Source organism: Fusobacterium sp. DD2 (genome assembly GCF_018205345.1).
Classification (GTDB): Bacteria; Fusobacteriota; Fusobacteriia; order Fusobacteriales; family Fusobacteriaceae; genus Fusobacterium_A.
Window position 1 is genome coordinate 1 of record NZ_JADRHM010000005.1, and the last position, 13686, is coordinate 13686.

The following is a 13686-nucleotide window of genomic DNA, read 5'->3' on the forward strand; positions in this document are numbered from 1 at the left end:
ATATAGATTTTTAGCAGCATGGGAAAGTTCTCTAAGAGAAAGATATTCTTCTTTAGAAAGATGTTTAAGTTGTTGTTTAACTGTAAGATACATACAAAATCACCTCCTTTTCATATACTTAATTATATCATACATTTAAGAGCAAAAAAATTTCAATTCATCTCCCACCTAAAGAGGAGGGGGTCTTCTTGAAGTTTTTAGATAAAACTTTTTTATACCTGATAAAATATGATATAATTAATTCATAAGCAAAGTACTAAGGAGGTATGTATATGTCTGTATTATTTATTAACTATCCAAAATGTTCAACTTGTATAAATGCCAGAAAATGGCTTGAAGAACACAAAATTGATTTTACAAGTAGACATATCGTTGAGGATAATCCTAAAAAAGAAGAATTGAAAAAATATGTTGCCTTAAGTGGACTTCCAGTTAAAAAATTCTTTAACACAAGTGGAGTTCTTTATAGACAGATGAATTTAAAGGAAAAACTTGCAAAAGCCTCTGAAGATGAGATGTTAGATATTCTATCTTCCAATGGTATGCTGGTAAAAAGACCTTTGGTAATTGCTGATAAAGGAGTTCTTATTGGATTTAAAAAAGATCAATGGGAAGAATTCTTTAAATAATAAGGGGGGAAGTATTTAATGAGAAACAAAAAGAAATTACAAGAAGTAGATAAAGAGGTATTTGAAGCTATTGAAAAAGAAAAAAAGAGACAAAATAACGGGATTGAGCTTATAGCGTCAGAAAACTTCGTATCAGATGCAGTATTAGAAGCTGCTGGAAGTGTTATGACAAATAAGTATGCTGAAGGATACCCAGATAAAAGATACTATGGTGGATGTGTACATGTTGACGTAGTGGAAAAATTAGCTCAGGAAAGACTAAAAAAACTATTTAACGTAAAATATGTAAATGTACAGCCACACTCAGGTTCACAAGCTAACATGGCAGTTTATAAAGCACTTTTAAATATTGGTGATACAGTACTTGGAATGAAACTTGATCATGGTGGACATCTTACTCATGGTAAAAATGTAAACTTCTCAGGAAAAGATTATAAAATATATTCATATAGTGTATCTGAAACTGATGAAAGAATCGATTATGATGCTTTAGAAAAATTAGCTCTTGAAGTTAAACCTAAAATGATAATTGCAGGAGCAAGTGCATATTCTAGAATAATTGATTTTAAAAGATTCAGAGAAATTGCAGATAAAGTTGGAGCATATCTAATGGTAGATATGGCCCATATTGCTGGACTTGTAGCTGCTGGAATTCACCCTAGCCCTATTCCTTATGCTCATGTTGTAACTAGTACAACTCATAAGACTTTAAGAGGACCTCGTGGTGGAATCATCATGACTAATGACCCAGAAATAGCTAAAAAAATCAATAAAACTATATTCCCTGGAATCCAAGGTGGACCACTTATGCATATAATAGCTGCTAAAGCTGTTGCATTTAAAGAAGCATTAGGTGACGATTTCAAAGAGTATCAACAACAGATAGTTAAAAACGCCAAAACACTTGCAGAAGAACTTGAAAAGGGTGGACTTAGAATAGTAAGTGGTGGAACTGATAACCATATGATGCTTGTTGATACTAAAAATTCTAAAGGACTTACTGGAGATGAGGTTGAAAAAGCTTTAGACAAAGCTGGAATCACTGTTAATAAAAATGGAATACCTTATGACAAAGAAAAACCTATGATTACAAGTGGAATCAGAATCGGAACTCCAGCTGTAACTACCAGAGGAATGAAAGAGCCTGAAATGAAAAAAATAGCTCACTTTATTTTAGAAGCTATTAACAATGTTAAAAATGATGAAAAATTACAGAAAATCAAAGAAGAAGTAGAAGCTTTCTGTATGAATTTTCCATTATAATAGGAGGGAAAAATGGTAGCATTTATTTTAGCTGCTATTGTATTCTATATAGTGTTTAGAATAACATTAAGCATTATAACTGGATGTCTTTCTTTTATAATAATTCTGATATTACTTTCAGTATTTATTCATTTAGTTTTTTAAAACCTTAAAAATTAAGAGCTGTAACAGATTTAACTTAGGTCTGCACAGCTCTTTTTATTATTATCTTTCTTTAATCTCTAAAAAACTTTTATTAATCACACTAACTATTACCAATGTTCCTTCTTCCACTTTTGCATAAAAAAAAGAGAACCTTATAACCTAAAGTTCTCTCAAAATCTTATAATTATCAATTAATTATAATGCTGCTTTAGCAGTTTCAGCTAATTTAGCGAATTCAGCTGCGTTGTTTAGAGCGATGTCAGCAAGTACTTTTCTGTCTAAAACGATTCCAGCTTTTCTAAGTCCGTTGATTAAAGTTGAATAAGTTAATCCATTTAATCTAGCAGCTGCGTTGATTCTGATGATCCATAATTGTCTCATTCTTCTCTTAGTTACTTTTCTATCTCTTGTAGCGTAAGCAGCAGCTCTCATTGTAGCTTGTTTAGCTTGTTTTATAACTGTACCAGATGCCCCTCTAAATCCTTTAGCGGCATTTAAAACTTTTTTATGTTTTCTTTTTCTAACTATTCCAGTTTTAACTCTCATTTATTTTCCTCCTAATTGTCACAATAATTCATTCTATGATAATTTAATTATCTTCCTTTTCCATATGGTAGTAAAGCTTGCATATGTCTTTTTAAAGTTTCAGTAACTACGAAATCTTTTCTAAGGTGATTTTTTCTCTTTCTATCTTTCTTAGTTAAAATGTGACTTTTTCCAGAGTGTTTTACAATAAATTTACCTGTCCCTGTAACTTTAATTCTTTTTCTAGCTCCTCTATGAGTCTTCATTTTTGGCATAATAATGTCCTCCTCTCAAATCTTTAAAACCGTAACTATTTACTTAACACTATTTTTTAGGTGTAAGTATAATATGCTTTTGTCTGTCGTTATATTTTTTATCAGCTTCAGCAATTTCAGCAAATCTTTCAGCAATCTCATCTAGTGTATCTACACCTAATGATTGTTGCATTCTTTCTCTACCGAAAAGAACCATTGTCACTTTAACCTTGTTTTCTTTCTTTAAAAATTTCTCTACTTGAGACATTTTTGTTTCAAGGTCGTGAGTATCTATTCTAGCTGTTACCTTAACCTCTTTTACAACTACCTGTTTCTGATTTTTCTTAGCTTCTTTAGCTTTTCTAGTTTGTTCATATCTGTATTTTCCAAAATCCATAATTTTGCATACAGGTGGTTTAGCATTTGCTGCTATTTCTACTAAATCTAGCCCCTCTTGTCTTGCTATCTCTAATGCTGCATTAGAAGTCATAACTCCTAATTGCTCTCCACTTGAGGAAATTATTCTAAATTCTTTTCCTCTAATTTTTTCGTTGATTCTAATCTTATCAGTAATAATACAACACCTCCACTGTTATACCAACCATAAAATAAAAAAACAGGACGAAACATGTCCTGTACTCATAACTTTTATCATCTATATCAATGTAATCTCTTTAAGTTCTAAAAGTTTTGACCCTATGTAAGTTCGCGACCCATAAGGTGAGAAAGGTTGTTTCTGCTTTAATCATTATTTTTTTTATCTCATACTCTAACAGTATAAGGGATTTTTATTAAAATGTCAAGTTTTTTATAACTTTTTTGACGTTTTTTTTACTTATCCGGAGATTATATTATCATATCTAATTCTTTTTTGCAATAGATATTTTTTATTTTTATAGCCTAGATTTTTTAATAATTTGTGTTATAATAAAAAATGTGATATAAGTCACATAATTTTATCATTTTAATTTAATTAGGGCTCTTATCCTTTATTATTCAGATTCTTACCCCAGTATTGTAATTGAACTATATTATGGATAAGGGCACCTGGTTAAAGTTTTTATAATTATAATTGGAGGACAACAATGAAGAAAACTTTAATGGTTGCAGCTTTATTAGTAGTTGGTACTTCTTTAGCTGCTCAAGGTAGGGAGATTTCAACTGGAAAATTAAATGAAACTCTTATCACTACTGAAAACTTTGAAACAACTGTATTAGACACTGCAAAAGATATAACAATAGTTACTCAAGAAGAGATACAAAATAAGGGAGCTAACACTGTAGCCGATGCTTTAAAAGGTGTGCCTGGATTAACTGTATCTAAAATGGATGGAGCAGATGCACAATTTGACTTAAGAGGTTTTGGTGCTACTGCTGGACAAAATACTTTAGTTCTTTTAGATGGAATTCCATTAAACTCAGTACAAGGAAATGGATATGATACTTCACAAATACCTGTAAGCATAATTGATAGAATCGAAGTTATTCCTGCTGGTGGAAATGTGATGTATGGTGATGGTGCTATAGGAGGAGTTATCAATATCATAACAAAAGCTCCTCAGAACAAAGAAAATTATGGTTCAATGGGACTTGAAGCAAGTTCATGGAGCACGTTAAATGGAAATCTTCACTATGGAACAAAAGTAACAGATAGACTTCTTATGGATGTTGCCTACAATGGATATAAAAGTAATGAATATAGAAGTAAAGAAAAACCTAATGATAACGATGACACTAAGAACTCTGTTTTTTTAAGAGGAAAATACCTTCTTGATAACGGTTCTTTAGATGTAAAATATAGACATAGTAATACAAAAGACTATTATGCTGGCTCATTAACAGAAGAACAATTCGAAGATAGTCCTAAACAAGCTGGTAGCTATGGTGGATTATCAAAAATGACTGAAGATAATTATTCAGCAAAATACGATACTAAACTTACGGACAATGTAGATTTCATGATGTATGGTGGATATGATGCAAGAGAATATGAAGGTTCAAGGAGTCATACTCGTGCTACTCAATCTTTTATAAAACCTCAAGTCAAATATACATATGCTGATAACAGCTATATTATCTTAGGAGGAGACTACAAAGATGGTAAATCAGAAGATAAGATGAACGATGTTAAGGATCAGAAAAGAAAATCTTATGCTGGCTATTTAATGAATAAAACTACTGTTGGAGATTTTCAATTTACTCAAGGATTCAGACATGAAAAAATAGATTATGACTATAATAAAAATGAATATGTAAATGTTGGGTCTGCTTGGTTACTTACAACTACTCCAGCCTCTAAAAAATTCAATGCTAACTCTTGGGAACTTGCTGCTAACTACTTATATTCAGATACAGGTAGTGTATATGTAAGCTATAACCATGGATTTAGAGCACCAACTATTCAAGATTTAAATGCATGGTATGGAGATATAAAATTACAAAAAAATGACGCTTATGAATTAGGTATCAAAGATATGTATGAAAATACCTATATATCTGCTTCTGTTTTCAGAATAGATACTGACAAAGAAATACTATATGATAAAAGATTTAATGTTCCAGGTTCTATGTGGACTGGAGCAAATAAAAACTTTAGTGATAAAGTTAAAAGAATTGGAGGACAAATTGCTCTACAACACTACTTTGATAATTTTACCTTAAGAGAGAATATTACGTATATTCAACCTAAAATAAAAGGTGGAGACTACTCTGGAAATGACTTTCCAGGAGTACCTAGATGGAATGCTAACGCAGGAGTAACATATAACTTTACAGATAAACTTCTTGGAAATTTCGATGTTTACTATGTAGGTAAAGCTTATGTAAACGATGATTTTGCAAACAAATTCGGAAAATTAAACTCTCATACTACTGCTGATATTAATGTTAAATATCAAGTAAATGATGGATTAGAAGTATATACAGGAATAAGAAATATGTTTAACAAAAAATATGCAAATGGAATATTTGGTTCAACTAATAAAAATTACTACCCAGCAGATGGAAGAAGTTACTATGCTGGATTCAGATATAACTTTTAATTACACACACATATAAACTTAAGAAACAAACTCAAAAAGAGGTGTCCCGAGCACCTCTTTTTGCTGTCTAAAAATTTTCTCCTAAAGCTTTTATTCCCAATATTATAAGAACTATTCCACCTAGATATTGAGCCTTTTTTCCTATTATCTCTTTAATCTTATAACCTATTGTTGTTCCAATAAACGATATTAAAAATGTAACTCCTCCTATTAATAAGACTCCTACATATATATTCTCCACATTTTCAAATGCAAATGAAAACCCAACAATAAGAGCATCTATACTGGTTGCTACACCTAATACCATCAGTGTCTTTGCATCACTTATTACACTGCACTCTTCATCTTCTCTTGCTTCTCTTATCATATTAAGTCCAATAAGAACAAGGATTATACATGCAATAACTCCACCATAGACAGATATCTTATCACTGAAGATATTTCCAATTCTATATCCTAACCATGGCATCACTGCCTGAAAAGCTCCAAAAGTAATACCTAACTTTATCCCAAGTTTTTCCTTATTTTCATTGGTAGCCATTCCCTGGCATACACATACAGCAAAAGCATCCATAGCCAAACTTATTCCAATAAGTAAAAAATTAATTATTTGCAATTTCATCTTCTCCTTAAATTAAAACACTTATTTTTTTCAGAAATATCTTACTATTTTATCATAAATTTCAAAAAAATAAATAGTTTTTATCATTTTTTATGTTCTATTCTCCATATAAAAAATAATATTTTGTATACTTCATTTTTTTCTTGTTTTTACTTTACTTTTTTAATACATTTTATACTAGACCAATATTGTTGCCTTATTGTGATTATAATGCTATAATATAATACCAAATTTATATTTGAAAGGGGAAATAAAATGAACGAACAAAAATTTTCAGACAAGATTCTAGCAGGTTTATCAATTGGTATAGTTGTTGCTTTGATACCTGGAGCTTTACTTGGAGAGCTTATGAAAGCTTTATCTGGACATCTTGCTATATCTGGAACTATTCTTTTAATTACTAAAATGGCTACTTCTATGTTACCTTTAGCAATTGGAGTGTGTGTTGGAATGTTATTTAAATTTACTCCAATTCAAACTACTTCAATAGCTATTGCCTGTGCAGTAGGAAGTGGAGTCATTAGAGTAAAAGACGGACTTTTAACTTTAGCAGGAACTGGTGACGTTATTAACACTGCCATAACTGCTGCAATTGCTGCTTTTATAGTTATCAAACTTGGTAACTCATTAAAAGCTTACACTATCCTATTAATTCCTTTAATTGTAATTGTAATAGCTGGTGGAATTGGTATGTTTACACTTCCATATATCAGTAAAGCAACTGGTATTCTTGGAAACATCATCAACCACATCACTACATTACAACCATACATTATGGGAATCTTAATTGCTATTATTTTTGCACTTCTTATTGTATCGCCGTTCTCAACAGTTGGAGTAGCAGTAGCTATTCAAATTGGTGGAATAGCAAGTGGTGCTGCAAACCTTGGAATAGTAGCAGCTGGTATTGGACTTGCAATATCTGGATGGAAGGTAAACTCTTTTGGTACAAGTATTGCTCACTTCCTAGGTTCTCCTAAGATGCAAATGGCAAACTTTGTTAAAAAACCTATTATGCTTTTACCTGTAATTGCAAATGCTGGAGTACTTGGACTATGTGCTGCAATATTTGATATTAAAGGAACTACTATGAGTGCTGGATTTGGATTATCTGGACTTATTGGACCTTTAAACGCTATCAATACTGGTACATCTGTTGTAGTAGCTGGACTTGTATTTATAGTATTCCCAGTTATACTTGGATTTGTATTTGATATTGTATTTAAAAAAGTAATACCTCTAGTTAAACCTGAAGATTATCAAATTACATATCAATAATATTAAAAAAGGAGTAGATGATATATGAAAGTTTTAATGTATGCAGTTAGACCTGATGAAATGGATGCTATACAAAGATATACAAAAGAATTTGGAATAGAATATGATATAGTAAAAGAAAATTTCGGTGTTGAAAATGCTCACAAAGCAAAAGGATATGATGCTATATCAATATTAGGAAACTGTCTTGCTACAAGAGAAGCTTTAAAAATAGTTGCTGACCTTGGTGTAAAGGTAGTTGCTGACAGAAGTACAGGATATGAGAAAATCGACCTTGAAGCTGCAAAAGAGTATGGACTTCAAGTAAGTAACGTTCCTGGATATTCACCAAATGCCATAAGTGAATATGCTATTACTTCAGCACTTATGCTTGCAAGAAATGTTAAAATTATGATGCAACACTCAGCTGTAAACAACTACTCATTAAAAGGACTTATCGGTTTTGAAATCAGAAAATCAGTAGTAGGAATTATTGGTACTGGACGTATTGGTAGAGAAGCTGCAAAAGGATTTAAAGGACTTGGTGCAAGAGTTATTGCTTATGATATCTACCCTTGTGAAGAAGCTAAAGAATATCTTGAATATGTATCTTTAGATGAACTGTTAAGAACAAGTGACGTTATCTCTTTACATATGCCACTATTTGATTCAAACTACCATATGATAAATGCAGAAACTCTTAAAAAGATGAAGAGAACTGCAGTTCTTGTAAATACAAGTAGAGGTGGACTTGTAGATAGTAAAGCTATGTTAGAAGCTCTTGAAAACAAACAGATTGCTGGATATGCTATGGACGTATATGAAAAAGAATTAGGAATCATGCACTGCGATAGAAGCCAATGCCATATTGAAGATGAGGTATTCAACAAACTTCATGCTTTAGATAATGTAATTGTTTCTCCTCACTATGCATTCTATACAGACGAAGCAGTAGCAAATATGGTTGAAATAGCTTTAAAGAACATTTCAGAATTTGAGAAAACTGGACATGTCTTAAATAAATTATTCTAAAGCCTTTAATTTGAGCACCCTTTCATTAGGGTGCTCTTCTCTTTTCTTGCACATTTTTCATCTTTATGTTAAAATCTCAGTATTGATTATAATCATTATAAATTTGGAGGAACTAAAATGAGAAAGATTCTTTCAATGCTGGGATGCTCTCTCACTTTTGCACTTATTTCCTGCACTGAAAATGATCAGGATTATATCAAAAGAATAAAGGCTATCAAGGCAAATAATGGAGATAGTGTAGAGAGAATTGTGGACCATCATATAATAGCAGGAGAGTTCTTAGAAGTTAATCATGAAAATGGAGTGGATCTTAAACTTCAAGCAATTGTAAGTGACATAATATTGTCAGAGCTTGAATTTGGTCATGGAGACAAAGAAGCACTTGAAAGAATGTCAGATAGACTTTTAAAAGAAGGAACCAGGTATCCTGATATAGAAAACATAAATTGGAAGGTGGCTTACAAAGGAAAGGGTGTTACAGTTATTGAGGTTACATCTGACAATGTCCGTATTAGATTTCCAATATTTGAAAAAGATGGAACTAGAACTGTAAACTTTGCTAAAATTACAGTAGCAAATAAAAAAAGAGGCATTGTTGATATTAACCAGCTTAATGCTGCACATGAGATAATACATTTTATAGGAAACGACGACCATTGGATATAGAAGCACAGTTTTTTACTGTGCTTTTTTATTTTCAGAATTCCTATATGAGTTTGTAAGGATACACCTTGTGTGTTACCATCGAAATAAAGAGAATTTCGAGGGGATTATAATGAATAAAAGAGTCTTAAGTTCCAGTTATCTGGGAGCAGAATCATTTTTAGTAGAAACAGAGATAGATATAAGTAGTGGTTTGCCAATATTTTCTATAATTGGGCTGGGAGATACTGCTATTTCAGAAAGCAAAGATAGAATAAGAACAGCTCTGAAAAATAGTGACTTCAGATTGGAACCTAAAAAAATAATAGTAAATCTATCTCCTGCAGGTGTAAAAAAAGAGGGAGCTCACTTTGATTTGCCAATAGCTATTGGTATTATGTGTGCTATGGGCTTTATAAAGGACAGATATGATGTTTTAAACAATTATCTCTTCATAGGTGAATTATCTCTCAATGGAAATATAAAATCTGTTAGAGGTGCTATTAACACTGTTATATTTGCTAAGGAAAATGGATATAAAGGAGTGGTTTTACCTCTGGAGAATTATCAGGAGGCTTCCCTTATAAAAGATATAGATATTATTCCTGTATCTACTTTAAGTGAAGCTGCCTTTTTTATTTCTAAAAATGAGATTTCAAAACCACCCTTAAAAAATATCCTCCCTGAAATAGAAAATGACCTGGATTTTTCAGATGTAAAGGGGCAGGTAATGGCTAAAAGAGGTCTTGAAATAGCTGCTGCTGGAAAACATAATATAATTTTAATAGGAAGTCCTGGCTCTGGCAAATCCATGCTTTGCAAAAGAATTCAGGGGATTATGCCCCCTATGAGTGAAAAAGAGATAATTGAAGCTACTAAAATACACAGCATTGCAGGAGAATTAAATGAAAATACACCAATAGTTAACATTCCACCCTTTAGAGCTCCACACCATACAAGCAGTCCTGTTGCTATAATTGGTGGTGGTAAAAAAATAACTCCTGGGGAAGTATCTCTGGCTTCTGGTGGAATACTGTTTTTAGATGAAATAGGAGAATTTCCAAGAAGTGTATTAGAAAGTTTAAGACAGCCTCTTGAAGATAAAAAAGTTTCTATTTCAAGAGCACTTTATAGAGCTGAATTTAAAACTGACTTTATCTTTCTTGCTGCAAGTAATCCATGTCCATGTGGATTTTATTACGAAGGAGATAAATGTATCTGTACTCAAACAGAGGTAGACAAATACATGAAGAAATTCTCTGGGCCAATAATGGATAGAATAGATATGCATATTGAAATAAGAAGACTTTCTGAACAAGAGCTTATGTCAGAAGAAAAAAGTGAGTCTTCCACTGCTATACGTAAAAGAGTAATAAAAGCCAGAAATATTCAATATAAAAGATTTGGCAGTGAACTTTGTAATGGAGAGATGACCCAAAAGGATATTAAAAAATATTGTACTCTGTCTGGAGAATTAAAAAACTATTTCAAACAGGTAATAAAGGCGATGGAAATATCTGCAAGAGGATATGATAAAATTCTTAAAATAGCAAGAACCATTGCAGACTTAGATAATTCTAAAAATATTGAAAAAGAGCATCTTATGGAAGCTGTATCCTTTAGGACCAGATAAGACCTTAATGTTATTGATTTTATTCTCTTCTTTCTATATACTTAAGATAAATAGAAAAGAGGAGGGAAATATGAATAATTTTATAGATATAATTAAAATTTTTGCCAATATAGATAATAAAACTAAAAATAAAATAGCAGCATTTTCACAAATAAAACTCTATAAAAAAGGAGAGCACCTCTTCTTAGATAGAGATAATGTAAATACTCTCTTCTTTATTGTTGATGGGATAGCTGCTCTATATAAAATAGGTCCATCTCTTGATAAAAAAGTCATTTTTATACATGGAAAAGGGGATTTTTTAAATGAGGTTATTATTCAAAAACCTGTTGCCTCATTAAATTGTGAACTATTATGTAATTCAAAAATACTTGAGATAAATGTTTCAGAATTTGAAAATCTTATGAAAGAGGATTTTACTCTATGTAAAAATACCTTAAATGGTATGGCCTACAGAATAAGAAGAATGTTTCATCAGTTAAAAAATACATCTAACTCTGTAAGACTTGATAAACAGATTGCCTCAAAACTATGGAAATTTTCAAGAGATTTTGGTAAAAATACTCCAAATGGAATAGAGATTGGATTCAAGCTATCTATATCATATCTCGCAGATATTGTTGGTTCTAAAAGAGAAACTGTATCAAGACAATTAAAAGTTCTCTCTGAAGAAAACCTTATTCTTGTAAAAAGAAATCGAATAATAGTCAAAGATAAAGATAAACTTTTAAATTATTTTAAAAAAACGTGATAAATCTTACTAAACCCATATTGCTTTTTTGCTATAATTAAAATCAGAAATTTTAAAAAGTAGCAAGGAGGACAATATGGGTTTTCAATTGAGTGAGAAAGATATCAACCTGTTTTTCAATAGTTTAAAAGATGAGTATGATATCTATGCTCCAGTGGTTTATGAAAATGGTGGAAGATTTTCTGATACTGATTGTATAAGATATGGAAAAGTTAACAAAGTGGAAGAGATTGAATTTAATAAGAAGTCTGAATTTTCCTTTAAAGAGGTTATTCTTCCAATAGTTCAAACTCTTTTTTATTTTACTGAAGATGTAGTAAAAGAAGCTGATAATAGAAAAAAAGGAGCTGTAATCTTTTTAAGAAGCTGTGATTTAAATGCAGTGAAAAGACTAGACCAAATTTACTTAGCAAATGGCAATGAAGATTTTTACTATAAGAGATTAAGAGATAGAGTCAAGTTTATACTTATTGGGTGCAAAAACTCTTTTGATAACTGCTTCTGTGTAGATATGAATACAAATAGATGTGAAAATTATTCAATGGCTATGAACTACTCAGAAGATGGTCTTTTTGTAGATATAAAAGATAAAGAGTGGGAAGAATTTTTTAAAACTCATAATACAAAGAAAATAGATGTAACTCCTGACTATGTAACAGAAAATAATATAAAAGTAAATATTCCTAAAAATTTAAGTAGTGATGTGGCAAAAAGCACTCTTTGGAACCAATATGATTCGAGATGTATTGCCTGTGGAAGATGCAATTTTGTATGCCCTACATGTACATGTTTCACAATGCAGGATATTTTCTATAGAGATAATGGACGTGTTGGAGAAAGAAAAAGAGTTTGGGCTTCATGCATGGTTGATGGATACACAGATGTAGCTGGTGGCGGTGCATATCGTAAACAGCATGGACAGCGTATGAGATTTAAAGTCCTTCACAAAGTTTTAGATTTCAAACAGCGTTTTGGATATCATATGTGTGTTGGTTGTGGAAGATGCGATGATATCTGCCCAGAATATATATCTTTTTCAAATGCAATAAATAATCTGGAAAAAGCTATGGAAGAGGTGACTGAAAAAAATGACTAATGAGTACATACCATTTCTATCTGAGATAGTAGAGGTAATAAAACATACTGATATAGAGTATACTTTTAGAATGAGATACACTAAAGATGACGTAAAGCCTGGTCAATTTTTTGAAGTCTCTATTCCTAAATATGGTGAAGCACCTATTTCAGTAAGTGGAATAGGAAAAGATACAATAGATTTTACTATTAGAAAAGTTGGAAAAGTTACTAATGAGATATTTGAAAAATATGTTGGAGAAAAATTATTCTTAAGAGGTCCATATGGAAATGGATTTGATATTGATATTTATAAAAATAAGGAACTTGTTATAGTAGCTGGTGGTACTGGAGTTTCTCCTGTAAGAGGGGTAATAGAATACTTTGCAGACCATAGAGATGAAGTTAAGGATTTAAAATTAATAACTGGATATAAAGGACCTGAATTTATTCTTTTTAAAGATGATATTCCTAAATGGAAGGAGAAAATGGAATATATTCTAACTGTTGACCAAGGTGAAGAAACTACTCAATACAAAGTAGGTCTTGTAACAGAATTTATACCAAAATTAAAATTTAAAGATATTTCTTCTGCCGTTGCAATAGTAGTAGGTCCTCCTGCAATGATGAAATTCTCATCCTTAGCTCTTCTAAAGGCAGGAATCAAGCCTGAAAACATATGGATTTCCCAAGAGAGAAAGATGTGCTGCGGAATTGGTAAATGTGGTCACTGTAAAATAGGTGATATCTATGTATGTGTAGATGGCCCTGTATTTAACTATGTTAAAGGTCGTACTTTGTTAGATTAGGAGTGAAAAA

At 31.4% G+C, this 13686-nt stretch carries 14 protein-coding genes; 10 read left to right on the forward strand and 4 right to left on the reverse strand.

From position 1 onward, the window contains the following. The first annotated feature begins 272 nt into the window (after window positions 1-272). Window positions 273-629: an arsenate reductase family protein gene (locus IX290_RS01355; protein ID WP_211491404.1), complete on the forward strand. Its 357-nt coding sequence runs from the start codon at window positions 273-275 to the stop codon at window positions 627-629. Window positions 630-647: 18 nt separating this feature from the next. Beyond that, window positions 648-1892, forward strand: a complete 1245-nt coding sequence (gene glyA, locus IX290_RS01360; protein ID WP_211491405.1) for a serine hydroxymethyltransferase — start codon at window positions 648-650, stop codon at window positions 1890-1892. Between the two features lie 339 nt (window positions 1893-2231). Here glyA and rplT read toward each other — a convergent pair whose 3' ends face one another. Genes rplT through infC form a run of 3 tightly spaced genes read right to left on the reverse strand, consistent with a single transcriptional unit; the run spans window position 2232 to window position 3392 of the window. Beyond that, window positions 2232-2582 (reverse strand): 50S ribosomal protein L20, encoded by a 351-nt coding sequence (gene rplT / locus IX290_RS01365; RefSeq protein WP_211491406.1) that lies wholly within the window; start codon window positions 2580-2582, stop codon window positions 2232-2234. Window positions 2583-2629: 47 nt separating this feature from the next. Then, a complete protein-coding gene (gene rpmI, locus IX290_RS01370; RefSeq protein WP_211491407.1) occupies window positions 2630-2836 on the reverse strand; it encodes a 50S ribosomal protein L35 in 207 nt (68 codons plus the stop codon). A 49-nt stretch (window positions 2837-2885) separates the two neighbouring features. After that, window positions 2886-3392, reverse strand: a complete 507-nt coding sequence (gene infC, locus IX290_RS01375; RefSeq protein ID WP_211491457.1) for a translation initiation factor IF-3 — start codon at window positions 3390-3392, stop codon at window positions 2886-2888. 508 nt (window positions 3393-3900) lie between these two features. On the opposite strand from infC, the gene IX290_RS01380 reads away from it, so the two are divergent. Then, a complete protein-coding gene (locus IX290_RS01380; protein ID WP_211491408.1) occupies window positions 3901-5856 on the forward strand; it encodes a TonB-dependent receptor in 1956 nt (651 codons plus the stop codon). Between the two features lie 67 nt (window positions 5857-5923). Here IX290_RS01380 and IX290_RS01385 read toward each other — a convergent pair whose 3' ends face one another. After that, window positions 5924-6478 carry a manganese efflux pump MntP family protein gene (locus IX290_RS01385; RefSeq protein ID WP_211491409.1) on the reverse strand — a complete coding sequence of 185 codons (555 nt, stop codon included), beginning with the start codon at window positions 6476-6478 and terminating at the stop codon, window positions 5924-5926. 255 nt (window positions 6479-6733) lie between these two features. Between IX290_RS01385 and IX290_RS01390 the strand changes: the two genes are divergently transcribed. The 7 genes from IX290_RS01390 to asrB all read left to right on the forward strand — a co-directional run bounded on the left by IX290_RS01390 (window position 6734) and on the right by asrB (window position 13676). Beyond that, the gene (locus IX290_RS01390; RefSeq protein ID WP_211491410.1) at window positions 6734-7756 is read left to right on the forward strand and encodes a PTS sugar transporter subunit IIC; all 1023 of its coding nucleotides are present in this window, start codon (window positions 6734-6736) and stop codon (window positions 7754-7756) included. Window positions 7757-7780: 24 nt separating this feature from the next. After that, on the forward strand, window positions 7781-8767 hold the full coding sequence (locus IX290_RS01395) for an NAD(P)-dependent oxidoreductase (RefSeq protein WP_211491411.1): 987 nt from the start codon (window positions 7781-7783) through the stop codon (window positions 8765-8767). A 117-nt stretch (window positions 8768-8884) separates the two neighbouring features. Continuing rightward, window positions 8885-9433, forward strand: coding sequence for a hypothetical protein (locus tag IX290_RS01400; protein WP_211491412.1), 549 nt, complete (start codon window positions 8885-8887; stop codon window positions 9431-9433). A gap of 109 nt (window positions 9434-9542) precedes the next feature. Continuing rightward, entirely contained in the window at window positions 9543-11042 is a 1500-nt protein-coding gene (locus tag IX290_RS01405) for a YifB family Mg chelatase-like AAA ATPase (protein WP_211491413.1), read from the forward strand. Window positions 11043-11112: 70 nt separating this feature from the next. Then, on the forward strand, window positions 11113-11793 hold the full coding sequence (locus tag IX290_RS01410; protein WP_211491414.1) for a Crp/Fnr family transcriptional regulator: 681 nt from the start codon (window positions 11113-11115) through the stop codon (window positions 11791-11793). A gap of 76 nt (window positions 11794-11869) precedes the next feature. Continuing rightward, the gene (gene asrA, locus IX290_RS01415) at window positions 11870-12889 is read left to right on the forward strand and encodes an anaerobic sulfite reductase subunit AsrA (RefSeq protein WP_211491415.1); all 1020 of its coding nucleotides are present in this window, start codon (window positions 11870-11872) and stop codon (window positions 12887-12889) included. Beyond that, window positions 12882-13676 carry an anaerobic sulfite reductase subunit AsrB gene (gene asrB / locus IX290_RS01420; RefSeq protein WP_211491416.1) on the forward strand — a complete coding sequence of 265 codons (795 nt, stop codon included), beginning with the start codon at window positions 12882-12884 and terminating at the stop codon, window positions 13674-13676. The genes asrA and asrB overlap by 8 nt, the downstream gene beginning before the upstream one ends. Window positions 13677-13686: the final 10 nt, after the last annotated feature.